We start from the raw sequence: 25,126 nt of genomic DNA, 5'->3' as shown, positions 1-25,126 counted from the left end.
TCTTCCACCATCCATGATGCCCGTTTATGTTGCTTCATGTGGAAAATGTGAGGAATCTATCGCTGAAAACATGCCGTTGGAGCCACGCCCGCGAGAAAACGCCCGATCGGAATCCCCGAATCCCGAAGAATCAGACGGTGACCAGATCCGGGACATGCCATTTCCACAGCACCCGCACCGTCACCCGTCCGTGGTGTGGAGCGGAAGCAGGAAGACCTGCCCCGCGTAACGCTGCGGTGAGCTCCCGCCCGATCTCCGCCTCATCATCGGCGGCACCAGCATAGCTGAGCGTGAGGCGACGTCGATGCAGGAAACTGAGATCCTGCCAGTCATCGCGGCGAACGAGCACAGCACCCCGATGATCGGGCGTGATCGCCATGGATTTCCAGTCACTGAAGAGGGCAGACACTATCCCGGATTCGTGAAGTTCAGCGAACGCCGCGAGAAGACGATCCACGTCGGTCTCCTCGTCAGCCCAGCGGCGGGCCGTTCGCTGACAGGTCCCCCATACTCGTCGGGCAAGAGCCTCCGAGACGTTCTCCACGGAGCCACGCGCGTCTCGGCAGTCAAGCCGAGAGTTCAGTAACTGTTCGGCGAGATGATCGGAGGCTTCGTCCAAGCGGGTTATGGACCCATTGATGATGCGTTGACCCATCTCATCGAGAATATCGTCGATCTCACCACTATCGATGAGGTGCTGGGCCTGCTCGGCCGTGTGCTCGTCCACGTCGTTGTTTCCTCCAGATGGCTGTGCTCGGAACCGGTCCCGGACCAGCGGGGCAGTAGCCCCACCGGGCCCTCGCCGCGGGCTACCCTACATGCCGAAACCCGAAAACTGCTAGCCTCCGTGGCGTGGATTACAATGCGATCATCTTCGACCTCGACGGCACTCTGGTCGACCACACCACCGCAGCCCGGACCGCAGCCCGGATCTGGGCACATGAACTGGGTTTCGACGGCGACCAGACCTCCCGATGGTTCGAGATAGAACGCCGGTGGTTTGCTGCCTACGAGCGGGGCGATGTGAGCCATCCTGAACAACGCCGCGGACGGACCCGGGAATTTACCGGGGACGGAGCCCTATCCGATTCCTCCTGCGACGAACTCTTCGGCCGTTTTCTCACGCTCTACCGTGAGGCATGGTGCGCATTCCCGGATGCCGCCCCAGCCCTCCACCGCGCACTGGCCACCGGAGCCCGCGTCGGGATACTCACCAACAGTGTCACCGAAATACAGTCCGCAAAGCTCCGGTACACCGGACTCGATCTGCCCGGTGTCCATCTGCTGGCATCCGGCGACCTCGGTGTCGCAAAGCCCCGGCCCGAGTGCTACGCGAAGGCCCTCTCGATACTCGATGTACCGGCGGATCGAGCGGTGATGATCGGAGACAACTACGAGAATGATGTTGCCGCCCCCAGACGAGCTGGTATGTCTGCATTCTGGCTGAACCGCGACGGAGCTCCGGCGATCGACGGCGACCCAGGGGCCACAAGCCTCGACGTAATCCCCTTCTGAACACACCCGGGTGGCAGCACTTCCGGTTTTTCCTCCGTTCACCGGACATTTTAAGGCCCAGTTAGGTATTATCAGAATATCTAACTGGGCCTACCTGCACGCCGAAGTATTCACATACAGAACGACATCATCTGATTCCAAGACCAATCCGACGCTTCGGGAGTCCCCATGCGTACAAACCTGACGCCCACACAATGTTGCTCATCAATTCAATCGACTACACATTTCAACGTATGGAGAAAATATGCCGACTTCCCGAACAGCTCGCCGAACTGTAACCGCAGCAGCAGTCATCACAGCGTTTTCCCTCGGCTCACTCGCCCCTGTACACGCTGGAGCCACGACCCCGACCGTGTACGACGGTCCATATCAATGGGTCGAGGAATTTGATTCCCCGGAATCACTGAATCGCTGGACCATCTTTGATCAACCGGACTATAAGAACGAAAAACTGGTCCTGACCCCGGATGCGGTCCAGGTCCGAGATGGAATGCTGGAAATAACCACTGCACGACACTGCATATCCGAGCAGGGCGAGGCCTTGACCGAGGACAACATCGTCGAGGATCCCTGCCCCGAGGGAAAAATAACCCGGTACACCTCAGCACGTCTCCAGACCGACTGGATCGCCACCGGTGTATTCACCATGGAAACTCGGGCAAAAATCGTTACCAGCGGCGAAGATGGGCTTCGCAGCGCCATCTGGATGCAGAACAACCACCGGACATGCAGCAGAGGAGACTCCGACAGTCTCTACGGCGAACTAGACCTGGTCGAGCACTACTCGTGGCCCTGGCGCTCAAAGCAGTCAGTGTCCACCGTTCACTTCAGTTGCGATGAGAACGGTACGAAGCGGGCCGGGCGAATTTTCACCGAGGGGAAGGATCTCGCAGACGAATGGCAGACGTGGAAAGTCGAAACCAGTCCCGACGCCCTGAAGTTCTTCGTCAACGGGAAACCTGCCCTGTACGACGATACCCCTCCGTACGACGAGCGGGATCACATCACTTTCGATGATCTGCGTACGACAGACAAGCAGTTCACGAAAATTCTTGATCAATCCTGGAGGATCATCCTCAACCAGTACGTGGAGAACCAGAGCTGGGCCCACCCCGCCAGCGATGCAGATCCCTTCCCGGTTCGGAAGATGTACGTTGACAGAATCACCCTCGAGGGTCGCCCTCTGACCGATGATGAGCTGGGTATCGCACCGGCGCCCCCTGCGTCGGGTTCTTCTTCACAACTTCCGGACTCATCCGGCGGGATACTCGGTGCACTCGTCGGGATATTGACACTGATCGCTCTCATAGCGTTTCCGATAGCCGGATGGTTGCACACGCGGGCAGCGACGCCGACCATGTTCCGTATCTGAGTTCAGCCAGGCCCACCGCCACCCACGGAGCACGGGGGCCGTCGTTAGGGGAACGCCCTATTCCGGCACCCCGCATGCGACTCCGGTGGAATGGTGGGGACAGTATCCGCCGGGATTCTTGTGCAGATACTGCTGATGATGGTCCTCGGCACGGTAGTAGTCACCCGCGGGGGTCTCAGCCAAAGGAAGAATCTCGGTGGTTACGGGCCCGTATCCAGCTCCGGAGAGTCTCTCACCGTACTCAGTGACCATCATGCGGATGACAGTTGCATCATCCCGCGAGGTGACGGTGTCTCCGAGGGTATAGAAGGCTGATCGATACTGAGTTCCCACATCATTACCTTGCCGGAACCCCTGGGTGGGATCGTGGGCTTCGAGGGCTGTGGCGACGATCCGCTGCAAGGATATGCGGGCAGGGTCAAACACGACTTCGACGACCTCCGCATGCCCGGTGCGCCCGGTACAGACTTCACGGTAGGTGGGGTTCGGGGTGTATCCACCCGCATAGCCCACGGAGGTCGCCTCGACTCCCTCCAATTCCCAGAAGATTTTCTCGGCTCCCCAGAAACACCCGATCCCGATAAGAAGGCTGCGCTGCCCTTCACTCCAGGGACCCGTAATCGGGGTACCGAGGACCGCGTGCGGCTGAGGGTCGTCCAGAACGGGGTGTGTGCCCCCCTTGAGTGCGGTATCTGCGGTGACCATCTCTGGATTACATCCGATTAACCATCCCATACTGCGTTAGACCCTTTCTCGGCGATATTTCTGTGACCACCAGCTTAGGCCCCGATGACGGGTCACCGCGTTTCCGCATTTTCACCCCCAGTCGGGGGATTGAAACAATAGCAGCAGGCGACAGCCCCGATGGCCCATGTTCGCAGGGGCGTACTTATAACAATTTTGTGATAGACGTGTGACCTTATTCGGCGTTGCCCTATCATGGGGCAACGACGCGGACATGTTCCACGCTCATTCTTTTACGAAAGGTTTTTCACATGACGACTTTCTACGAACTCCCCGAACTGGATTACGCGTACGATGCTCTAGAGCCGCACATTGCAGCCGAGATCATGGAGCTACACCACTCCAAGCATCACGCGAACTACGTCAAGGGCGCCAACGCCGCACTGGAGGCACTCGCCAAGGCCCGCGAGAACGGCACCATCGGCGACGAAGTCACCGCACTGTCGAAGAACCTCGCGTTCAACCTCGGTGGACACACCAACCACTCCATATTCTGGAAGAACCTCTCCCCCAATGGCGGCGGCGAGCCCACCGGCGAACTGGCGGAAGCGATCGAACGGGACTTTGGCTCCTTCGAGAAGTTCAAGGAGCACTTCTCCGGTGCTGCTCTCGGACTTCAGGGATCCGGTTGGGCCGTCCTGGGATACGACCACATCGGTGGACGCCTCATCATTGAGCAGCTCACCGACCAGCAGGGCAACATCTCCGCCAACCTGACCCCGCTACTCATGCTGGACATGTGGGAGCACGCCTTCTACCTCCAGTACAAGAACGTCAAGGCTGATTACGTCAAGGCTGTGTGGAACGTCTTCAACTGGGATGATGTCGCTGAGCGTTACGCCGGCGCCGCCCAAAAGAAGTAGCCCGCTCAAGAACGTCAAGAACGCCGCCCACCGGTACGGTGGGCGGCGTTCTCATGGACGGACATCCACCGGTCCGACCATCCAGGGCCATCATGGCCCGGTGGCGACGAACTCCCGAAACCGATCCACCGGAGGTGCCGGAGAAGCCGCCGCCCGCCAGACCAGGCCGAGCTCCCGGTGCGTCGGCGGATCCAGTGGTCTGAGGAGCAACCCCGCGGGTGCCAGGTATGGGTCGTCCATGGGTAGCAGCGCCACCCCGAGTCCCGCACTGACCAGACCTGCAACAGTACTGAGTTCCATCGATTCGAACACGACATCTGGTCGGAACCCCGCCCGGGCAGTGAGCTCATCAAGCAGTTGCCGGGTACCGTAGCCTGGGCGCATCCCGATGAAGGGTTCCTCGGCTGCGGCGGACAAAGGTAACGGCCCCGTGCTGGCAGCAAGACGGTGCCCCTCCGGGATGGCGAGTGCGAGCGGCTGGCTGTGGAGACGCAGCCAGCCGAGTTCCGCCCCGTCCCCCAGACTCTCCTCGGCGCGGGGGCCGACGAGTGCCAGATCGGTGGCGTCAGACAGCACCCTCTCCACAAGATGCCTGGCAGCACCCTGATGGAGCTCAAAGTGGACACCAGCGTGCTCCGCACGATAGGCACGGAGCAGTCCAGGAACGAGCCAGGTGCCCAGTGAGTGCATGAAATCGATCCGCACAGTGCCGTACTCCGGGTCCATGAGGCGCTCCATGTCCGTTCGCGCGGCGGCGAAGCCCGCGCTGATTCGGCGGGCGTGCCCGAGAAATGCCCGCCCGCGGGTATTGAGTGTCAGGGTGCGCCCGGCGCGGTCGAAGAGATCGGTGCCCAGCTCCCGTTCCAAACGTGCGATCCTCCGGGACAGTGTGGGCTGCGGGATCCCAAGCGTTTCGGCGGTGGCGGTGAGGTGCCCGGAGTCAGCGAGCTTGATGAAGGCGTCCACGTCGTCGAGTCGCGGTGATGGAGGCATCACTCACCCCTTCCATGCGTTTTTTACATCGGTTTCTTACTTTATTGATATTTTACTAATTACGCGGGCCACGGCACGATGATCCCATGAGCACGACACCCCCCACGCCTGCCGCCACCGCCGGAGATCTCCCCGAAGGTCTCCGGCGCGGAGACACCGATTACCGGCGGGCCGTCCTGGCAATGCTCGCCGCCGGTCTCGCATCCTTCAACGCCCTCTACTGCACCCAGGCGATGCTGCCCACCCTCACAACAGAGCTCGGCATCACCCCCACGCAATCCGCCCTGACTGTCTCCGCGACCACCGGGGCACTCGCCCTCGCAATCGTTCCCGCCTCGATCCTCTCCGAGCGTTTCGGACGTGGCCGGGTTCTGTCCATCTCGGTCATGGCCGCCGTCGCGCTCGGCGCGGCACTGCCCTTCGCCCCCAACATCTGGTGGCTCATCATCGGGCGTGGCTTGCAAGGGGCTCTTCTCGCGGGTGTCCCGGCCGTCGCCATGACCTGGCTCTCCGAGGAACTCCACCCGGACCATCTCGCTCGCGCCATGGGGGTCTACGTCGCCGGGACATCACTAGGTGGGCTCATCGGCCGCATCGTGCCCGCCGGGGTTCTCGAATTCGCCTCCTGGCGCTGGGCGCTCGGTGCCGACGCCATCGTCGCGGCACTGTTCGTTCTCGTGATCCTCAAGATGCTGCCCACGCAACGACGTTTCGTCCGCAAGGAACTTCATGTCCGTAGCGAGTTCGCGGCGATGCTCGGACACTGGCGCAATCCCCGGCTCGCGGCACTCTTCATCACCGCATTCCTTGCGATGGGCGTATTCGTCTCCTTCTACAACTACCTGGGTTTCCGCATGATCGAACGCTTCGGCCTGTCCGAGGCGCTGGTTGGTGCACTGTTCGTCCTGTATCTCTCCGGAACCTGGTCCTCCGCACGCGCAGGCGCATGGGCGACACGCTTCGGTCCTGGCAAGGTTCTCGTAGCCATGGTGCTCATCTCCTTCGTCGGTATCGGTCTCGCGGCATCCGGCAATCTGGCGGTGACGGTCTTGGGGGTCCTGCTGTTCACCTCAGCCTTCTTCGCGGTGCACTCCACCTCCTCCGGGTGGATCGGGCGCCTCGCCACGACCGACCGTGCCGAAGCATCCAGCATGTACCTCTTCTGTTACTACCTGGGATCTTCCCTCGTGGGCTGGTTCTCCGGCATCATCCTCATCCGTTACTCCTGGACCGGCCTCATCATCTGGCTGCTCGCCATCCTCGCGGTGCAGCTACTCATCGCGGTGATCCTCACCTGGGACCGGCTTCGCCGCCGCGCGGCCCGGATCAGGGGTTAACCTGGCGGCATGGCCGCACCGCATACACACAAACCAGATCATGCGGCTGCATGGTCACGCCGCCAGTGGATGCTGCGCGCCAACACTCCGGTGGCCTGTTGGCTCATTATTCTCCCCCTCACCGTCGGCGCTGCAGCCGCCGGACACATGAATTCCTGGATCCCCGACCATATTCTCGGCATCGGGGTGATCACGACTTCGATCATGGTCTGGTCCCAGTATTTCACCGCGCGTTTCACCGGCCACCGGCCTACCCGCGCACATCAGGTCAGGCAGCTCTACCGGATCTGGACGGTCACCGTCGGGACCGTGCTGATTCTCGGTGGACAGCTCCCAGACACCCCATCGACGTACGTCAGTGTCATGGGTGCAACCCTGACCACTGCCGGGATGGTCCTCCACGGGATTTCCCTGGGAAAACAGTATCTCGAATCAGACAAAACACGTAGGTTCCGCCCGATTGTCGCGGTCTACGTCTTGGCCACCATCTGTCTTCTCGGCGGCATCACGGCAGGGATTCTGCTGACCATCGGAGTGCCCGGAGCTTGGCCCAACCGACTCCGCTCCGCACACCTCATCCTCAACCTTCCGGGGTTCGTCGGGTTGACCGCCTTCGGTTCCCTCACATTGATGTTCCCCGCCGTCTGGCGGACCCGAGGCCGTCCGGACCACACCAGTGCAGCCGCGACAGCACTGGTCTGTGGTGTCAGCGTCGCGGTCAGCGGAACGCTCTGCGGAACCCCCGGTGTCCTCGGCACAGGACTCCTGATCTATGCCGCAGGATGGATCATCGCGGCGGTTCCCTGGATGGGCAACGTCCGTGATGTACTGACGGACCCCCGGGACCGACTCACCTTCGCGGCGGTCGCGGTGGTCGCGGCACCGGCGTGGCTCATCATCGGGATACTCAGGGCGGCCGTGGAGGTCTTTCTCGGATCAACCGTCGCCTTCACACTCCCGGTGCTGCCGTTACTGATCGGGTTCGGCGCGCAGCTCCTCATCGGTGTGCTGAGTTTCCTCGTCCCGTCAATCATCGGAGGGGGGCCTGCAGCCGTCCGTCGCGGAATGGGAGTTCTGGATTCCCTGGGGCTGCTGCGTGCCACGCTTTTAAACGGTTCTCTCGCGTTGCGGCAGTTTGAGAGTGCTACATCCATCGGACCGGCCCCGGCTCTCCTCATAGCGCTGAGCCTCGGTGCTTTCCTTCCGCTCACCGCTACCGCAGTTGTCCTGCAGCGACAGAGGTTGCAGCGAGCACACGATCCCGGGACCCCGGCGACCGCCACCGGACGCCATAATCCGGCGTACGGTCAGATCGTCACGGGTCTGGTCATCCTCGGCATTCTCATCATCGTGGCCTTGTCCCGTTCTCAGGGCATCAGTGGCGGGATCCCCGGCGCACCGGACGCCAGCCACGCCCGCACCACAGACGTTGCCCTGCAATCGTCACCGTTGTAGCTCAGCAACCGACGGCGGGCCGCCTCCACTTCACCGGGACGGGCACCCGTGTGCCCACCAGCGACACGGTACGTATCGACGCTCGCTTCTCCGTCCAGATCCGACTCCGACCAGGTGAACCCCGCCTGTGGCGCCACTATCTTCAGGCCGAGGCCACGTGGGCCGATCAATTGAGAACGGACGGCCGCGAACACGTCGATCCACGCCGGGGAAGAAATGAACTCCTCGATCTCAGCCTCCGACGGGACGGTGCATCCGTCCGGGCTCACATGCCCCCGGAATCTCCGCGCACTGCTGGACAACCAGTGATTCTCACCGTGACGTGCATAGCAGAATGCGGCGAAACTGCGTCCCCGGGCACGGGCGTCGTCCTGTACCGTCCGGAGCCAGGACCAGAACCGGGCGAAGTTGTCCGCCTCGGTTGCGGTGCCCAGCCCACCCCATATCGCGAAGGGACGGTATTCACGGCCGTCGAAAGCACCCCACAGATAGGCTCCTTGATCAAGATACGCCTCCACATCGACGTCAATCTCCACGTCAAAACGTTGCGCCGTCACCTGCGGAACTTTCCGTAGCACCGGGATCCCGGCACGCCACGCCTTAGCCAACGCGGAGGCCTCCCCCAGATCCGCATCGATCAGGTCGGCCACAGTGTCGATACCTCGCCTGCGGTACGGCTCCGAACGATCTCCCGGGAACACGAGGGAGATGTCATCTGCCGCCGTCAACCTCTGGCCGCAATCGAACCAGAAGCGACACTCACCGCACTCTTTCAACCGGCGGGGGCCATCGGGCAACGAGGCTTCGAGGGCCTTAGACAACGCTGACTGGTAGTGCCTGGTATCCACCAGGAACGCCAGTTCCCGGTCCTGACCGATGGCACCACCGCGCTCACTATCCAATCCGAACTCCGCCAACGCACGGGCCGCAAGACCCAATCGGTATCCGTCGACCGCATGGTGCCGAAGCCGGTACTCCCCGAAGGATGAGGCACCCAGTCCGAGACGTCTCGTGGCGATCAACTCCTGCCGACACCCAACCGCAGGCCGGGCAATCCTGTGGTTGGACACGATCACCGGCAAATAACGTCCGTCATTCGCCCTGACGAGGACATCAGGTGTCGATCGCCAACGCCGACCGTCTGAAGAACCGGTGAAAACAGCACCCGTGATGATCGTGGTCTGCGCGGCAAGAGCCTCAAGCGTCGCGAGCTCCGCGTCTTCGCCCTCGTCCTCGATGTGCACGCGGCTGAATTTCGATGAATCCCACTCCTCCGGCGCCAAGGGGAGCAGTGCACGGACGCGAGACTTCCCCGCCTCGGCACGCTCAATCCGTCGCTGCACAGCCTCCGTCGGCGCCTGATCTGCGTGACGGTGACGTTGTACGATCCGGTACCGACATCCGACGAGGTCCGACGGCTGCAATTCAATGTCCAGCTCCACAATGACAATCAGCTTAACCCCACCTGCGGGTAAGCTGGAAAAGGAACGACAACGACAACATTAATTGGAGATCAGACAGACACCATGGGCATTTTCGAGGCGATCCGCAAGAGCCGGGCAAAGACTAAAGCAGAGATCAAAGCCGCGCAGGCGCGCGCCAAGTCCGAGGTGAAGCAGACCGCCAAACTGAACCACCGGCGGTCCAAGCTCTTGGCTAAACAGGAGAAGTCACTGCTGAAGGCTGAACGGAAAGGCCTGAAGGCCAAGCGGCAGCACGAGCGCAGAATGGCCAAGAACAAGCTGGCACAAGTCCGCCAGGGGCGTTTCAACACTCAGAGTGTGCGCCGCTACACCGCAGCCACCCGGCTCCTCGTGCCACTGGCACTTCCTCTCGCCTACCGGGGAGTGACACTCGGAAGGCAGTATCTGGAGAAGCGTCGGGCCAGCCGCTACGGTGTCACCGCCGATCAGCTCGCCCGTTACTCCGGGCACGGCGCCCCGTTGAAGGCGCGTATCGACGGTATCCTCGAAAACCTCGAGTCTGCACCCGTGTCCGCAGGTTTCCGGATCGACGCGAAGGACCGGTTGGAGGAGCTCCGTAGTGCAGTGGAGAACGCCGAGTATCTGTCCCCACAACAGCGGCGCCGCAGCCACAATACGGTGTCCCGGGAACTCGACAACCTCGGAGCGCAGATCCAGGAACGGATACAGAGCCGGAGCTGAGCGCATCCGTCGTCCATTACGAGGCTCACATTGCCCGCCCGCCCCGCCCCGACTGCGGAACGGGCGGCTTTTTCAAGCTCTTTGGAACAGCCACAACACACGGCCACCTGATTCAATTACCGTCACATGTTTCATAGATCCGATTTCACAGAAAAAATCGTGGAACGGTGAATAATTCTTTCATGATCTAATAACTATCAACTACAACTCAATGAAGCAGATAGTGTTTACCCCAAAGGCACGAAAGCCCCGAAGCACAGTCGGCCACATTGCACAATTGGAAAATATTGTATAATCTTTACTTCAAGCAGTGAGTAAAGGTAAGTAGCTGCACGTAAGACTGCACAGTTCTTTTGATACGGAAGTGTCCTTATTTCCTCGAATCAGCGCTGACCGAATCAAGGCCAGGAAGCTGCGCAGTTACGAGCAGTGCGGCTGTCCGCAGGGCGCATTACAGTAACTCACTTGAATAAAATATCTCACTATATGTGAACTGACCAGCAAAGACAGAACGATGAAGGAGCTTACTCAATGGCAAGACGCGAAATCACCCAGTACTTCGATGACCTGGACAAAACCCCCCTTAGCGAGGACGAGCTGCACGTGGTGCACTTTTCCCTCGACGGCACGGAGTACTCCGTCGACCTGAACGAGGAACATGCCAACGAGCTTCGCGGCTCTCTGCAGCGGTACATCGAGGTGGGTCGTAAGATCACTGGCGGAACTCGCCAGCGTCGCCGTAGCAGTGGTGGCGGTTCACGCGGCCGCACCAAGGAAATCCGCCAGTGGGCCCGTGACAATGGCTTTGAGGTCGCTGACCGTGGCAAGATCCCGGACAATATCGTTGAGTCGTTCAACGCCGCAAACTGAGATTTCTTCCCGCAGAACGAAGAGCCGTTAGAACCACAACCGTGTTCAATGGCTCTTCTTTCACTGTCCCACCCTTCGACATCCTCCGAAGTACCAGGATACTCATGGGGAATGGGTGTGTCCCTGACTATCGGTAATGATAATCAGGGACACACCCATCTTTTAGAGAACTCCCTGTTCGCGTGCCGCCGCCACCGCAGAAGTACGGGAACGTACCCCTAATTTGTCGTAGATGTGCACCAGGTGGGATTTGACGGTAGCTTCCGAGAGGAAAAGAACTTTACCGATCTCCCGGTTCGACGAACCAGCCGCAACGAGTTTGAGTACCTCGAGTTCCCGCGGCGTGAGTGATGTCCGCGGGGTCCGAACACGCGTCATGAGCCGGTTTGCAACTACCGGGGACAATGCGGAATCACCTTCCGCTGCGGAGCGAACAGCCGCCAAAAGTTCCGAAGGCGGAGCATCCTTCAGTAGGTATCCGACAGCACCCGCTTCTATGGCCCCCATAATCTCGGCGTCGGTATCGTAGTTTGTCACGACCAGAACATTCGGCGGACTGGTCATGGTGCGCTTGATTTCAGCGGTGGCGTCAGCGCCGGTGGATACCAACGTCCCCTCCGCACCCGCCCCAAACCGCAGGTCCATCAGGATCACATCAAGACCACCCGCCTGCGCCGCCGCGATAGCAGCTTCCGCGGTCGCAACCTCTCCAACCACCTCTATATCCTCGGCTTCTTCCAGAACAGCACGAAGCCCGAGCCGGACAATCTCATGGTCATCAGCGAGCAGGACTCTGATCATGGTCAACTAATGTCTCTTCCCTTGTTGTTCACCGGTTACGCACGATAATCCGACAGTCGCCTACTGCGTGTTGTACTCAGGTTCATCTCCGGAATCCTCGACCTGGGTAAGTGCCCTGGACCGGTGGGCTGAGGTGGAAGGATCATCCTCCACGGGAATCGCGATGGAAATCGCAGTTCCCTGCCCCGGCGCGGATTCAACAGTCAGCGTACCGTGTTGCTCTGCAGCACGTTGCCGCATCGCATCCAAGCCGATGTGTCCCAGTCCCCTGGGCCGTTCCCCGACTGCCTCGGGGTCGAAACCTCGCCCGTCATCAACCACATCAAGTCGTACCTCATCCGTGTCATAGGTCAATGTGACATGACAGCGCTGAGCATCCGCATGTTTCGCGACATTTCCCACCGCCCCCTGGGCAATGCGAAGCAAGGAGGCTTCCGTACGCATCGGTAACTGCCGCTCGTCGCCTTCCACCGCAATCGTCACCTCGGTACCAATGATCCCACTGGCAACCCGGTGCAACGCCCCTTCGAGAGAGGTCCGGGACAAAGCCGCAGGCTGCAGCGCAGCTATCATCGCACGCGCTTCTCCCAGATTATCCGCAGCCGTCGTCCGCGCCTGATCGATGCGCTTCAGAACTGTCTCAGCAGCATCATCACTGATCCCCGTCTTCTTCAGCTCCTGTTCAGCCACATAGAGCAGCATTTGGATACTGGACAGCCCCTGTGCCAGGGTGTCATGAATCTCATGCGCGATACGCTGCCGTTCTGCGGCCATCCCGGCGGCACGTTCCGTCTCCGCGAGCTGGGAACGCGTCTCCAGCAGCTCCGCGATGAGTTTCTCACGTTCCGCCGACACCTTCCACAACGTCTTGAAAGCATAGTCGATTCCGATGGACACCAACGCTGCCACCGTCGGACCGAGAATCGCCCCCGCGGTCAGGTGCGGCCATTGGGAGAACACCGATACCGCCGTAGCTCCGATGACCGCGATCACACCCCGAATATCATCGAGTACCTGCAGATAGAGGAAGTACAAGGGGAATACCAGGTAGATCGACGTCGGCTGCATAGGAATGAGCAGCACCCACAACAACGTCAGAGCCAGCAACCACACCTGCGCCAACGCACCCGACATACTGTCCCGCAGGCGTGATCCGAGGATGTACACACCGGCAAAACCCACACACAACGCCAACGTGAGTAATAACTGCCTCACCTCAGACTTCACGGCGGCGAAGGCCACCACCACCAGTAACGCACCGGTGAGGATATGGATGCCCTGGCGGATACTTCTCTCCCCGGGAGCATTCGAGGTGCGGTCGGCGGCTGCGGTCCCTACGCTAAGTCCCATGCGCCGTACCTTACTTGCACTGTCCAGCCTGCTGTTACCACTCACTCTCGCCGGATGCGGAGAGACCACCGGGAAACCTGTCCCGGCACCTGAGAAACCAGCCCCGGAATCGACCCACACCCCGGCGGCAGCACCCGATCAGCCCGAACCTCCCGCAGCCGCAGAGTCGTTGCTCCCCTTCGATGCTTTACCCATCGTTTCGGGAGGACGCGAATCATGGACTGACTGTCCCTACCTCGACACTCAGTGGATCGCGGAAACCAATGGCCAACGTGTCACAGGCGTCGGCACAGACGAACGCTTCACCCCACCGGCCTGCGTCTACTGGTCTTACCCTGAAGAACCCCAACTCACCGTCATTGTCCGCCACATGGACACCATCGCGGACGCCACCGCTGTCGTCGACTGGGCTGCACCAGTTGCCTCAACCGACCCCGCCGAAGAACCCGCAGGATGGTCGGGAGGACGATTCGGCGGGAACGGACACTCCGTCTACGCGGTACAGAAGGGAAAAACCGCGGTAGTTGTCTTCTCCAACCAGGAGCAGTCCATCAAACCCCAGATAGTCGCCGAGGAGGTGATCAACCGACTGGATCTGGGCTAAACCGAGACATCGTTGTAGGGCATCAAGGTGGACACCCACGGATAGACGACCTCCATCAGCAGGAAGAACACCGCGATCAGGAGAACCAGGGAGAGCACAATCTTCACCGGCCGGGGACCGGGAAGAAGACGCCAGATCAATCCATACATGTCAGCTCTCCTTCAGCTCAACCGGACGGTAGCCGTCCTGCTTCAGATCCGTCCGTACGAGCATTGCGTGCACGATCATCCGTTGCGCATTGGAAAACCTCGGATGACAGGTCGTCATCGTCATCAGTCCCTCCATCCCCGGATCCGCCACCAGTTCAGGCTGCCCCGGTATCGGATCAATCACCGAAACATCACCGGGGACGGTAATCAGGCGCCCGTCGACACCCGCGTAATCACCGACAGCCACCCGTTCAACCTGTCCGGGAGTGAGACATTCCGCCGCCTCCGTCCGACGCTGGCCTGCATCAACCACGCCAATCGGGAGAATCCGATAGATGTCCCATGAATCCCGGGTCTCAACCACAACAGAATCACAGGTTCGGAGATTACCCAGATCATTGAATGGTGCCCCCTTACCCACACGGTGCCCGGCTACCGCGAAGTTTCCCGGTTGGCCCGGCATCTGGGTGTCCGGATAACGACCTGGGCCAGCCAACAGGTCGGCATCCCCCGTTCCCTCGACGATGGCGAAGTGGAAATCGGGACCGAACGAAGGAATGTACATGCGGGCAAACGCCTCGCCCAACACCGGGTCTCGCCGAGCCCGTGGATTCTCCCGCTGAATGTCCGAGGAATCATCGGGGGCATCCGCCCACCGTTGGTCCAGGATAGCCGCCACCCGATCCTGCTCACGGCTCGCAGCCAAATTCGTCCAGTAGGACTCGTAGAAAGCAAACAGCAGGAGAAGAGCACCGGCCGTCAGCAGTAACTCGCCGAAGAGCTGGATGACACTAAACCCATCCTGCTGCTGTGGTTCCGGTGCGCGATGCCTCATGAGCACTCATCATAGCGCCCGGACTCGCTTTCACCGTGCCGCACGGATTTTCGCAGCAGCCCGCTACGATCGTTGATGGCACTCCGGTCAAAAACCCGGAGGCTTCCCCCTGACAGTGCGAGGAAAAGACGACACCGAATGCTCGACTTCCTGATCTACCCGGTCTCCGGCGTGATGAAGCTGTGGCACATCACGCTCCACTCCCTGCTCGGTCTCGACGATTCCGTCGCCTGGCTGCTCTCACTCTTCGGGCTGATAGTCACCGTACGGCTCATCATCCTGCCCTTCGCCTGGACCCAGTACCGATCCAACAGGATCTTCATCAACCTCCGCCCCAAGCTGCGTGCCCTCACCGAAGAATACGAACTCCGCACCGATGCTGACGCCGACGATGAACTCACCGCCCGCCGCAAGGAGTTATACAAGGAACACCGCTACTCGCCAGCGGGCGGCTGCGTACCGGCGCTGATCCAGATCCCCGTGTTCATCGGCCTTTACCAGGTACTCCTACGAATGGCACGGCCCTCCGACGGAATTGATTCAGCCCGACACCAGCCCATCGGTTTCCTCACCTCCAACGATGTCGAGGCGTTCCTCCACGGCCGGATCCACGGTGTCCCGATGCCCGCGTACCCCGCGATGTCCACGGAACAACTCACAGCTCTCGACACAAACCGGGAGGTGGTATTCCATTTCGTGCTGCCATTCCTCATCGCGGCCGCGGTTTTCACCACAATCAACATGCTGGTGTCGATTTACCGCTCACACATCACACTGGACCACGGAAGTACCGCGGCCCGCCGTATCCAGCAGTTCATGATCATCATCGCGGTGTTGGTCCCACTCTTTCCCCTGGGATTCGGACTCACCGGCCCCGCGCCCGCGGCCATCGCCCTCTACTGGTTCGCGGGCAACCTCTGGACCATGAGCCAGACCATCATCCTCAACCTCATCCTCGACCGAAAGTACCCACTCACCGAGGAATTCAAGGAATTCCGCGATGAAACGAAACACCGCGTTCGGGGAGAACTCCGCGAGGAACGAACTCTCCGCCGGGGCATCCGACGCCGACGCACGCTGATGATCATCCAACCGCACCGCATCAGGAAACTCCACCGTGAGAACGTCGAAATCCTGACGCGCAGAAAAGCCGAAATCGAGGCCCGGACCTCAGAAAAACGAGACGCGAAGGAAAAGCGGCGCGCAGCGGTCCGCGAACGCAACCGCCAGCAAACACGTCAACGCCGGGAACAGAAGGCCCAGAAGAAAAACGGACTCGGCAAGGAAACCTCAGACCAGACCCCGGACCCCACCGGCCCAATCGGAGAACCCACGGACACGGACCAACGCGGTCAGATGGAATAGTCCGCCGGGGGGACCATCAACAACTGCTTCGCCAGTTCACGTGCCGTCCGGAGCGGTTCGACACTCCGGTTCAAGCGTGCCCCGGCAAGGCCCCCGTCCAGGAAAATCAACAGTTGATTGGCCTGCATAGTTCCTGGGTAGCCGTTGCGCTCCGTCAGCAGATCCACCATCGTCTGTAGCGTCCACCTGCGGTGTTCCTGCACCGCCGACACGATTCCCCATTCGCTCTCGGTCTCGGGGCGCGGATACTCGTTCGCGGCATTCTGGAAATGCGAACCCCGGAAATCCTGCCCCGGTTCATCATCAATCGCCTGATCGAAAAAGGCGAGAATCTTGTCAACCGGATCACTCATATCATGGGTTCGCCGTACCCAGTCCGCCCTGGATTTTTCGTCCAGATCCTGCAGGTAAGCGATAACGAGTGCATCCTTGGAACCGAACAGGGAATACAGTGATGCCTTCGCTACGTCAGCCTCACGCAGGATGCGATCGATGCCGATCACCCGGATACCCTCGGTGGTGAACAGATTTGTCGCACTAGCCAGGAGACGTTCACGAGGGCTCGGACGGTTGCGCCGACGGGTACCCCGACCCTTCGCGGTAGACCGACCGGTTGGTTTGTCGGGCTTAGTTGTAGCGGCGGCGATGACACCCACATCCTTCCTGCACTTGTCAGCGATGTCCTACCTCTCCGCCCGGCTGCAGAGACGCAGATGGAGGAACCCGACGCATGTGTCACGTCGGTTCAGACGTTTCCCCTCAACAATACCCCGACCACCGCGACCCGGGAGATCAACTCACCGGACAAACAGAAGGCCCCGCGCCCGGAAACCGGGTGCGCGGGGCCTTCGTGTGGGCTCTCAAGCCCTGAAATCTACTTACGGACCGCCTGGAGAATCGACAGCAGAATGACCGCACCGACGAGGCAGGTAAAGAAGCTGAAGATCCAGCCGCCACCATCAATCCCGAAGAGGCCGAGCAGCGCGCCACCGATAAGACCACCGACGACACCGACAACGATATTGAGGAAGAGACCCTGCTGGGCATCAGTTCCCTTGATCTTGGAAGCGATCCAGCCAGCGAGGCCACCGATGATGATCCAGCCGAGGAAAGAAAGACCGGGCATGATAAATCTCCTTGAGTTTTTGGTTTGCGGCAACGATTCCGGCGTCCGGCACCCGTCTGAAGTACCTGTACCAGGAAAGCCGCCATTATGAACACCACCGAATATATGTGTTCATCCGAGTGCAGTAAACTTGAGAGCACCATTGCTGTCAAAGTGTTTTTCTACTGCAACCTTAGCGTTACCCTTCCCCCACGGCCACCGTGACCACACAACAGCCACGACAACCTGAGGGAAATCCTTGCGGTGCCTGAACTCAGTCCTCCGCACGCCCTCGGACGACCATCATCGGACAGGGCGCCGATTGCAGCAGCGCCCGGGAAGTGGATCCCAGCAGCATCCCCTTGAAACCACCGCGTCCGTGGGAACCGACGACCAGGAGCTGCGCCCCCTGCGCCGCATCAGAGAGAGCCCGGACAGGACGATCCCGGGTCACGATCTTCTTCACCCTGACATCCGGATATTCCTCCGCGAAACCAGCGAGGCGTTGGGCGAGCAAAACCTCCTGTTCCTCCGCAATAGTCGTCCACTGCTCCTGTGCGGCTGACAGTCCCGCTATGGACGCCTGCACCTGCATGTCCATCCACGTGTGCACAGCAACGAGTTCCGCATCCCGCGCCGAGGCTTCCGCAAAAGCGTACTCAATGGCTTTCTGGGACGTCCCGGAACCGTCGACCCCCACGACAATCGGCCCGTACCGGGTTTCATCCTGCACCCCGGAATCTTCACGAACAACGACAACAGGGCAGTTGGCGTGGCTGACCACAGCCGCAGACACCGACCCCATAACCATTCCGCTCAATCCGCCGAGTCCACGGGATCCCATCACGATCATCGTCACGGACGCCGACATCTCCAGAAGCATATCGATGGGGCTTCCTTCCGCGACCACGTGACCAATCTTCAGGTCGGGAACAAGCTCATGCGCGATGGCCCGCGCCGCATCGACCTTCTCCATCGTCTCGGACTGCAGCTCGTCAAAAACGGACTGCGGCGGCACCATACCCTCGGCGTAGAGGAACTGGGGCATCGTGTAACTCGCGGCGAGTCGCAGGGGAACACCCCTTTTGGCTGCGGTGTTCGCCGCCCACCGGACCGCCACTTTTGAAGCCTCTGAACCGTCGACGGCTACGACGACGATGTTCTCCCGGGTCCTCTTCTCTCCATTGGTGTACTGGGCCATCTCACTCACGACCTTTCCCGCCGGACTCTGTCCGGCATCTTTCCGGCACCCACACCGGGTACCTACCCCCATCCTACCCACTTCAACCATTCACAACAGTGGGTTGACAGAACAGTCACATCCCCCTTTCACCCCTGCGCCGCCATTCGTCACCGAGCAGTGCAAGCGACCTTCTCCGGACCGCGGGATCATGGGCGTAGGTCACTGTAATCACTTCATCTAACCCCAGAGACTCAGCCCATCCGAGGAGCTGAGCCGCCACGTCCGGGGCAGTGCCGTAGGCCGTCATACGTAATGCCTGGCTAATATGGGCCGCCACGATCGGGTGTGGATCGACGACATCCCCCGGCGCGAGCAAAGGACCCCGTTCACCGCTAAGAACACCCGCGAAAGCCTGATACAGGGTCTTGAGCTGATAGCGAGACTCCTCCACGGAATCTGTCACCATGACGTTGACCGCAGCACTGGCCCATGGGCGGTTGAGCTGCGCGGTGGACGCGCCGGGGTTGAAGTTCCTCCGGTAGACATCAAGTGCGTCATGAAGCTGATCAGGTGCAAAATGACTGGCGAAACAGAAGGGTAGTCCCAATTCCGCCGCAACCCTGGCCCCTCCCGACGAGGACCCCAGAATGAAGAATTGCACCCCTGTCCCCCGGCCGATGACGGCGGTCTCCCCCGGGGCACCGGTCGACGGCCCGAGGTACCCGTGAAGTTCAGTGACGTCCCGCATGAAATCGGGGAGGTCGGCGGAACTCCGCCGAAGGCGGTCCGCGGTGAGTCGATCAGTTCCCGGCGCACGCCCGAGGCCACAGTCGATGCGGTCCGGGTACATCACGGACAGTGTGCCCAGATCCTCGGCGACCCGAAGTGGTGCGTGATTCGGCAGCATGATTCCGCCGGACCCGACGCGGATGGTCTCCGTAGCTGCCGCGACCGCACCCATGATGAGGGTGGTCGCGGAGCATGCGAGTGCCGTGGAATTGTGATGCTCAGCCAGCCAGTAACGGCAGTAGCCGTACCGTTCGGCGGTTCGGGCCGCCGCACAGGCTGCCTCGATCGCCGCTCTCGGACTCGACCCGGAGGACACGGGAACAAGATCAAGAACGGAGAGCCCGGGCAGCGGGTGACGCATCTAGGTGGCGGCGCCGTTCGCCGCATCCACGACCTCCGGGGTACGGGCCGGATCAGTGTTCGCAGGGTAGAGGAAATGATATATGGCCTGCAGAATGTCGCCGATGATCTTGCCGATTCCATGACTGAAGAACTCAGACAACTGAGCCATGAGAGAATTGATATCCATGGGCAAAAGGATAGTACAGCGCCGCCGCCGTCAGGCACCGCTACCGATCCGTGATGGCCTGAACCCATCCCGGGCACGACTGCCCGACGATGCTGCACCCGTGACAGCCCTCGAATTCGTTACGGAACTCGTCACGACGCAGACACACCGCGCAACCTGCGATGACACTGCTTCCATCCGTGCACGTTTCGACGCCGGAGAGGTCGTCGACCCGCAGGGACGACGACTCTCCCCGGACCGGGTCCTCGCCCCGGGACAGGACATCTGGTTCTACCGCACCCCCGCCCCCGAGACACCCGTGCCCGGCGACTGCAGGATCATCCACCATGACGAGCACCTCCTCGTCGTCGACAAACCCCACTTCCTCGCGACCATGCCACGCGGCTGCCACATCACCGAGACCGCCGTCGTCAAGCTCCGCCGGGAAACCGGGAACCCGGATCTCACCCCGGCTCACCGCCTCGACCGACTAACCGCCGGAATCCTCGTCCTCACCTGTGACCCCACAGTCCGCGGTGCTTACCAACAACTCTTTTCCTCCCGTAAGGTCCGGAAGACTTATCAGGCGACAGCCGCGCACCTCCCCGAACTGTCTGCCGCCGTCTCCTGCGGGCCGGTCACTTGGGAACATAGAATGCAGAAGACTCGGGGGAGACTGCAGTCCTACCTCGAAGAGGGCGAACCGAACGCACGCACCATAGTCAGCGCCGTGACCCCCGTCAGCGACACTGAACAAATCGCCCTCGAATCCATTCACGGAGCGCTCCCCCGTCAGGCCCGCTACACCCTCCACCCTGCGACCGGACGCACACACCAACTCCGCCTGCACATGCTCATCGCCGGCGCCCCGATCCTTGGTGATCCGCTGTACCCGGACATTCTGCCCGAAGACACCGAGGACTTCCGAATCCCGATGCATCTCACGGCGACAATCCTCGAATTCACCGACCCGATCAGCGGCGCACAACGTTGTTTCGTGTCAGAACGCGCCTGAAATTCTGTACCGAACCATCTGCCCGTCAGCCCCGCTATCGGGGTATCCCCTACATGATTCCCCTGTCCCTTTCCGCAACGGCAGGGTTTAGTCTTGGGAGGACTCATTCCGGCAGATCCGAGAAATGCTGCATAGACATGAATTTCTGAGGAGAGAACGTGACCCATACCGTTTCCACCACCCCCACCGAACCGATACCGAACGAGGCAGCCGCCGCACGCGCCGAGAACCTGATCAAGCGTTACGGATCAGGAGAAACCGTCGTCAGCGCTCTCGACGGTGTCTCCGTTACCCTGAAACGGGGACAGTTCACCGCAATCATGGGTCCATCCGGTTCCGGGAAATCAACCCTCATGCACTGCATGGCTGGCCTCGACAGCGTGACCGAAGGCGCGACGTTCATCGGGGACACCAATCTCGCGGGCCTGCCCGACCGACAGATCACCGCACTACGCCGCGATCGTCTCGGTTTCGTCTTCCAATCCTTCAACCTCGTACCCACGCTCACCGCATCTGAAAACATCACCCTTCCCGTCGACATCGCCGGCGGAACCGTCGATCAGGCCTGGTTCGAGGAGGTGACCACCCGACTCGGACTGGCGAAACGCCTCGACCACCGCCCCACTGAGCTGTCCGGAGGCCAGCAACAGCGGGTTGCCGTGGCGCGCGCGCTTATCAGCCGACCCGAGATCATCTTCGGGGATGAGCCCACCGGAAACCTCGACTCGAACGCTTCCGCCGAAGTGATGGACATTCTCCGCTCTGCCGTCGACGATCTCAGGCAGACCGTCGTCATCGTCACCCACGACGCGAAAGCCGCGAGTTACGCAGATCGGGTGATCTTCCTCGCCGATGGAAAAATCGTCGACGAACTTGAGGATCCCACCGCAGAGAGCATCCTGTCCGTGATGGCCGACATCGAGAAGCTGTGAGTCGCCCCATGAGCACATCCACCTACACCGGACTCCGTAAACCCATGCGGACGATCTCCCGTCGGACGATCGCCGCCCACAAACTTCGGCTCGCACTGACGATCCTCGCCGTCGTCCTCGGCACAGCGTTCATCGCTGGCTCGTCGATGTTCACCGCGTCCCTGTCGAGCAGTTTCGCCAAGATCATCGCCACACAATACGACGACGTCGACATCGTCATCTCCGGACCACAGGGAGCGGGCCGTGGGGTAAATGTCGACACCGTCCGCGAACTCCGCGAGCGGGACGACCTCACCGCTGCAGACATGATCGTCCAGCCCGCACCGATCATCCTCGCCGGAAGCGACGGTAAAGCCATTCAGACCGGCGGTGCACCATCGGACGCGATTCCGTTCAATCCAGACGGAGGGAACGCCGCAACACTCACACTGTCCGACGGCGACTGGCCCCGGGACACCAACCAGGTGGCCGTCAACACCAGCGCCGCTGAACGCGGGAACATCAGCATCGGCGACAACGTCACGGTGGTCACCCCCCGTGACCAACTCGACGTAACCGTCACCGGAATCTACGATGTCCCCACCGCCACCGGGGGCTGGGTCGGAGTTCTGCTCCCCGAGAACCAATTCCTCGACACCTACGCCCCCAACAATCTCGTCAACTCCGCATCTCTCGTCCTCCGCGACAGCTCGGACCTCACCGCCACGATTGAGGATCTCCGCTCAACCTACCCCGAATTGTCCATCGATGACGCCGATGTACTCGTCGAACGCCAGACCAAGGAACTGAAGAAAGCACTGAGCTTCGTCAACTACTTCCTCTGGGCGTTCGCGGCGATCGCACTACTCGTCGGAACGTTCATCATCTCCAACACCTTCGCCATGATCGTCGCCGAGAGAACCCGCGAGTTCGCGTTGCTCCGCAGTATCGGCGCCTCACGGTCACAGATCACCCGCTCCGTCATCGGCGAAGCCATCCTCGTCGGACTCATCGGATCCGCCCTGGGCATTCTCCTTGGTATTGCGCTGGCAAAGGGACTCTTCTTTGCTCTGAAGGCCGGCGGCATCGGTATGCCGGACAGCGGACTCTCGCTCACGCCCGCTACCGTCATCGTTCCACTCGTCGTCGGCGCGATCGTAACCGTCCTGAGCGCCTGGGCGCCTGCACGCCGCGCCGGAGCCATCCACCCGGTCGAGGCCATGCGCAGTGGAGACAGTTCCTCCGGTAATTCCCTCCGTACCCGCACCGTCATCGGCGGACTGATCACCTCGGCGGGGACAGGCCTCTGCCTCTTCGGTGCGTTCACCACCAGTATCGATGAAATGAAATACCGGCTTATCGCCATCGGGATCGGTGCTCTCGCGGTGATCATCGGCGTATGGCTCATCGGACCTGCACTGTCCATCCCGGTAGTCGGCGGACTCGGACGTGTCATCGGCGCCCCCTTCGGCGCCGTCGGTAAGCTCGCCTCAACGAATTCCCGCCGCAGCCCCCGTCGTACCGCCGCTACTGCCTTCGCGCTCACCCTGGGGCTGATGATGGTTAGCTCCATCGGCATGCTCGGTGCCACCATGCGCCACAGCATCGAGAACATCGTCGAAGACGTGTTCACCTCGGATTACATCATCTCAGCGCAGAACTCCAACGTCTTCAAGATCCCGTCCTCGGTACCAGCGAATATTGCCGCCCTCGACGAGGTGGAGACAGTGCACACCATCTACCTCGCCCCCATCCTGGTAAACGGCGCGCCACTTTACCCGGTCTTCGGCGGGCCTCCGAAAACCGGCGTGACGGACCTCAACTTCGATTCGGCAGAGGGCCTGGATATCGCCATAACGGAAGGAACCGGGAACCTCCACGACGAGAAGGGGGTCATCCTCTACAAGGACATTGCCGATAAATTCGGACTCAAGGTCGGGGACAAGCTGACCTTGTCAACTCTCAATGATTCCGATTCAATTGAGGTACCGCTGATCGGAATTCACGACCAACTCCAGGCGGGTGGCCCCGGTTTCATCAGCCTCTCCGCAGCGAGCGAACTGCTGCCAGTGAATCAGATGGACATCGAGATGGTGCTTGTCGACGCCGCGGCAGGGACCTCCGAGGCCAAACTAGGAGAGGCGCTTCGGGAAGCGATGGCCGACTATCTCGTCGTTCAGGTGATGTCGAAAGAAGAGTACGCGAGTTCCCAGGCTAACCAGGTTGACCAACTGCTCGGAATTCTCTACGGGCTACTCGGTCTCGCCGTCATCATCGCTGTCCTCGGCATCATCAACACCCTCGCACTGTCCGTGACGGAGCGGCGCCGAGAGATCGGCATGCTCCGTGCGCTCGGAACCCAACGTAACCAGATCCGCACGATGATCTATCTCGAATCCGTGGTCATCGCGCTTTTCGGCGCGTTACTCGGGGCAGCAGTCGGACTCGGACTCGGCTGGTGTTTCACCCGCACGATCGGTGAAGACTCCCTCGACACCATCGTCATCCCATGGGGCCAACTCGGACTCATGCTCGTGACCTCAGCTATCGTCGGTGTCATCGCCGCCGTTTGGCCCGGACACCGGGCCGCGAAGACGAAGCCGTTGGACGCCATCAGCGAACGCTGATCTTTACCCAGCGTTATTTGAGTGGCCGGGCCCGGGCATCGCAGGAGACATCAATTTCTCCCGTGGTGCGCGGGTCTTTTTGTATGTCGAAGTCACGTTCGTCGCCCGCGATACACAGGTATCGCGGGCAGTTCCGTTAGTACGGTGTGTTAAGACCCCGAAGTATCTACCGGATAATCTCTGTCGGGCGGGCTCACTCCCAACACCGTCCGTTCCGGGAACAACTCGTACAAGACGAACACGTCAGAGATATTCCGACCGATCCGAGGAACCCGTGGGACCAAGCGACCCGTCTACTGGTTCCAAGGTTCGACGGAAATCGCTCGTACCTCAAACCCGAGGGTCTAATCAAGCCCGGTCCGACTGTCTGTGCACTGTTGCCACATTCCACATCAGTGGTCCTACTCTGATCGTCTTTTGTTTTTGCGTGACGTTGTCCGTCCCTGACGCGCAGTTAGAGGGTACCGATGGGGTCCCGTTCATCGCACAGTTCCGTCTAGCGCGAATAACATCCGAGCCGCTGGTGTGTGTTGGGTCTTCCCCCGGTGTGCCCTCATTGTGGTGTAGCTC

At 60.7% G+C, this 25,126-nt stretch carries 25 protein-coding genes; 12 read left to right on the top strand and 13 right to left on the bottom strand.

Annotated elements, in window-relative coordinates:
* Nucleotides 1-130: 130 nt before the first annotated feature.
* On the bottom strand, nt 131-727 hold the full coding sequence (locus QWU44_RS09200; protein ID WP_370915397.1) for a hypothetical protein: 597 nt from the start codon (nt 725-727) through the stop codon (nt 131-133).
* A gap of 125 nt (nt 728-852) precedes the next feature.
* Between QWU44_RS09200 and QWU44_RS09195 the strand changes: the two genes are divergently transcribed.
* Both QWU44_RS09195 and QWU44_RS09190 read left to right on the top strand, forming a co-directional pair.
* Nucleotides 853-1,515 carry an HAD family hydrolase gene (locus QWU44_RS09195; protein WP_370915396.1) on the top strand — a complete coding sequence of 221 codons (663 nt, stop codon included), beginning with the start codon at nt 853-855 and terminating at the stop codon, nt 1,513-1,515.
* A 244-nt stretch (nt 1,516-1,759) separates the two neighbouring features.
* The gene (locus QWU44_RS09190; protein WP_370915395.1) at nt 1,760-2,887 is read left to right on the top strand and encodes a hypothetical protein; all 1,128 of its coding nucleotides are present in this window, start codon (nt 1,760-1,762) and stop codon (nt 2,885-2,887) included.
* A gap of 57 nt (nt 2,888-2,944) precedes the next feature.
* Here QWU44_RS09190 and msrA read toward each other — a convergent pair whose 3' ends face one another.
* Nucleotides 2,945-3,622 (bottom strand): peptide-methionine (S)-S-oxide reductase MsrA, encoded by a 678-nt coding sequence (msrA, locus tag QWU44_RS09185; protein ID WP_370915394.1) that lies wholly within the window; start codon nt 3,620-3,622, stop codon nt 2,945-2,947.
* 260 nt (nt 3,623-3,882) lie between these two features.
* On the opposite strand from msrA, the gene QWU44_RS09180 reads away from it, so the two are divergent.
* A complete protein-coding gene (locus QWU44_RS09180) occupies nt 3,883-4,494 on the top strand; it encodes a superoxide dismutase (RefSeq protein WP_370915393.1) in 612 nt (203 codons plus the stop codon).
* A 90-nt stretch (nt 4,495-4,584) separates the two neighbouring features.
* Here the strand turns inward: QWU44_RS09180 and QWU44_RS09175 are convergent, their stop codons facing one another.
* Entirely contained in the window at nt 4,585-5,487 is a 903-nt protein-coding gene (locus QWU44_RS09175; RefSeq protein ID WP_370915392.1) for a LysR family transcriptional regulator, read from the bottom strand.
* Nucleotides 5,488-5,573: 86 nt separating this feature from the next.
* Here QWU44_RS09175 and QWU44_RS09170 point away from each other — a divergent pair, with 86 nt between their 5' ends.
* Complete coding sequence (locus QWU44_RS09170; RefSeq protein WP_370915391.1) at nt 5,574-6,824, top strand: MFS transporter; 1,251 nt, start codon at nt 5,574-5,576, stop codon at nt 6,822-6,824.
* 9 nt (nt 6,825-6,833) lie between these two features.
* On the top strand, nt 6,834-8,279 hold the full coding sequence (locus QWU44_RS09165) for a hypothetical protein (protein WP_370915390.1): 1,446 nt from the start codon (nt 6,834-6,836) through the stop codon (nt 8,277-8,279).
* Here QWU44_RS09165 and QWU44_RS09160 read toward each other — a convergent pair.
* The gene (locus QWU44_RS09160) at nt 8,192-9,721 is read right to left on the bottom strand and encodes a TM0106 family RecB-like putative nuclease (protein ID WP_370915389.1); all 1,530 of its coding nucleotides are present in this window, start codon (nt 9,719-9,721) and stop codon (nt 8,192-8,194) included. The two genes, QWU44_RS09165 and QWU44_RS09160, sit on opposite strands and share 88 nt — an antisense overlap.
* Nucleotides 9,722-9,805: 84 nt before the next feature.
* On the opposite strand from QWU44_RS09160, the gene QWU44_RS09155 reads away from it, so the two are divergent.
* Complete coding sequence (locus QWU44_RS09155) at nt 9,806-10,444, top strand: DUF6474 family protein (RefSeq protein WP_370915388.1); 639 nt, start codon at nt 9,806-9,808, stop codon at nt 10,442-10,444.
* 531 nt (nt 10,445-10,975) lie between these two features.
* On the top strand, nt 10,976-11,314 hold the full coding sequence (locus QWU44_RS09150; protein ID WP_370915387.1) for an Lsr2 family protein: 339 nt from the start codon (nt 10,976-10,978) through the stop codon (nt 11,312-11,314).
* A 162-nt stretch (nt 11,315-11,476) separates the two neighbouring features.
* On the opposite strand, the gene QWU44_RS09145 is transcribed toward QWU44_RS09150, so the two are convergent.
* Together QWU44_RS09145 and QWU44_RS09140 are read right to left on the bottom strand one after the other, a co-directional pair.
* Nucleotides 11,477-12,115, bottom strand: coding sequence for a LuxR C-terminal-related transcriptional regulator (locus QWU44_RS09145; RefSeq protein WP_370915386.1), 639 nt, complete (start codon nt 12,113-12,115; stop codon nt 11,477-11,479).
* Between the two features lie 60 nt (nt 12,116-12,175).
* A complete protein-coding gene (locus QWU44_RS09140) occupies nt 12,176-13,465 on the bottom strand; it encodes a sensor histidine kinase (protein ID WP_370915385.1) in 1,290 nt (429 codons plus the stop codon).
* Here QWU44_RS09140 and QWU44_RS09135 point away from each other — a divergent pair.
* Nucleotides 13,464-14,069 carry a DUF2020 domain-containing protein gene (locus tag QWU44_RS09135; protein WP_370915384.1) on the top strand — a complete coding sequence of 202 codons (606 nt, stop codon included), beginning with the start codon at nt 13,464-13,466 and terminating at the stop codon, nt 14,067-14,069. The two genes, QWU44_RS09140 and QWU44_RS09135, sit on opposite strands and share 2 nt — an antisense overlap.
* Here QWU44_RS09135 and QWU44_RS09130 read toward each other — a convergent pair.
* Together QWU44_RS09130 and QWU44_RS09125 are read right to left on the bottom strand one after the other, a co-directional pair.
* Nucleotides 14,066-14,218 carry a hypothetical protein gene (locus QWU44_RS09130; protein WP_370915383.1) on the bottom strand — a complete coding sequence of 51 codons (153 nt, stop codon included), beginning with the start codon at nt 14,216-14,218 and terminating at the stop codon, nt 14,066-14,068. The genes QWU44_RS09135 and QWU44_RS09130 overlap by 4 nt on opposite strands.
* Nucleotide 14,219: 1 nt before the next feature.
* Nucleotides 14,220-15,053 carry a class E sortase gene (locus QWU44_RS09125; RefSeq protein WP_370915382.1) on the bottom strand — a complete coding sequence of 278 codons (834 nt, stop codon included), beginning with the start codon at nt 15,051-15,053 and terminating at the stop codon, nt 14,220-14,222.
* A 138-nt stretch (nt 15,054-15,191) separates the two neighbouring features.
* On the opposite strand from QWU44_RS09125, the gene yidC reads away from it, so the two are divergent.
* Nucleotides 15,192-16,418, top strand: a complete 1,227-nt coding sequence (gene yidC, locus QWU44_RS09120; RefSeq protein ID WP_370915381.1) for a membrane protein insertase YidC — start codon at nt 15,192-15,194, stop codon at nt 16,416-16,418.
* Here the strand turns inward: yidC and QWU44_RS09115 are convergent.
* The 5 genes from QWU44_RS09115 to QWU44_RS09095 form a co-directional block, all read right to left on the bottom strand.
* Nucleotides 16,406-16,963, bottom strand: coding sequence for a TetR/AcrR family transcriptional regulator (locus tag QWU44_RS09115; protein WP_370915579.1), 558 nt, complete (start codon nt 16,961-16,963; stop codon nt 16,406-16,408). The two genes, yidC and QWU44_RS09115, sit on opposite strands and share 13 nt — an antisense overlap.
* Before the next feature lie 329 nt (nt 16,964-17,292).
* Nucleotides 17,293-17,544 (bottom strand): GlsB/YeaQ/YmgE family stress response membrane protein, encoded by a 252-nt coding sequence (locus tag QWU44_RS09110; RefSeq protein ID WP_370915380.1) that lies wholly within the window; start codon nt 17,542-17,544, stop codon nt 17,293-17,295.
* Nucleotides 17,545-17,797: 253 nt separating this feature from the next.
* Nucleotides 17,798-18,724 carry a universal stress protein gene (locus QWU44_RS09105; protein ID WP_370915379.1) on the bottom strand — a complete coding sequence of 309 codons (927 nt, stop codon included), beginning with the start codon at nt 18,722-18,724 and terminating at the stop codon, nt 17,798-17,800.
* A 115-nt stretch (nt 18,725-18,839) separates the two neighbouring features.
* The gene (locus QWU44_RS09100) at nt 18,840-19,856 is read right to left on the bottom strand and encodes an LLM class flavin-dependent oxidoreductase (RefSeq protein ID WP_370915378.1); all 1,017 of its coding nucleotides are present in this window, start codon (nt 19,854-19,856) and stop codon (nt 18,840-18,842) included.
* Entirely contained in the window at nt 19,857-20,024 is a 168-nt protein-coding gene (locus QWU44_RS09095) for a hypothetical protein (protein WP_370915377.1), read from the bottom strand.
* Between QWU44_RS09095 and QWU44_RS09090 the strand changes: the two genes are divergently transcribed.
* The 3 genes from QWU44_RS09090 to QWU44_RS09080 all read left to right on the top strand — a co-directional run bounded on the left by QWU44_RS09090 (nt 20,023) and on the right by QWU44_RS09080 (nt 24,556).
* Entirely contained in the window at nt 20,023-21,018 is a 996-nt protein-coding gene (locus tag QWU44_RS09090) for a pseudouridine synthase (RefSeq protein ID WP_370915376.1), read from the top strand. The two genes, QWU44_RS09095 and QWU44_RS09090, sit on opposite strands and share 2 nt — an antisense overlap.
* Nucleotides 21,019-21,176: 158 nt before the next feature.
* Nucleotides 21,177-21,950 (top strand): ABC transporter ATP-binding protein, encoded by a 774-nt coding sequence (locus QWU44_RS09085; RefSeq protein WP_370915375.1) that lies wholly within the window; start codon nt 21,177-21,179, stop codon nt 21,948-21,950.
* A gap of 8 nt (nt 21,951-21,958) precedes the next feature.
* Complete coding sequence (locus QWU44_RS09080) at nt 21,959-24,556, top strand: ABC transporter permease (protein ID WP_370915374.1); 2,598 nt, start codon at nt 21,959-21,961, stop codon at nt 24,554-24,556.
* The last annotated feature ends 570 nt before the right edge of the window (nt 24,557-25,126 follow it).

Source organism: Corynebacterium sp. CCM 9203 (genome assembly GCF_041357675.1).
GTDB lineage: Bacteria > Actinomycetota > Actinomycetes > Mycobacteriales > Mycobacteriaceae > Corynebacterium.
Note: the sequence above shows the minus strand (reverse complement) of the source record. Positions and strands in the feature narration are given on the sequence as shown.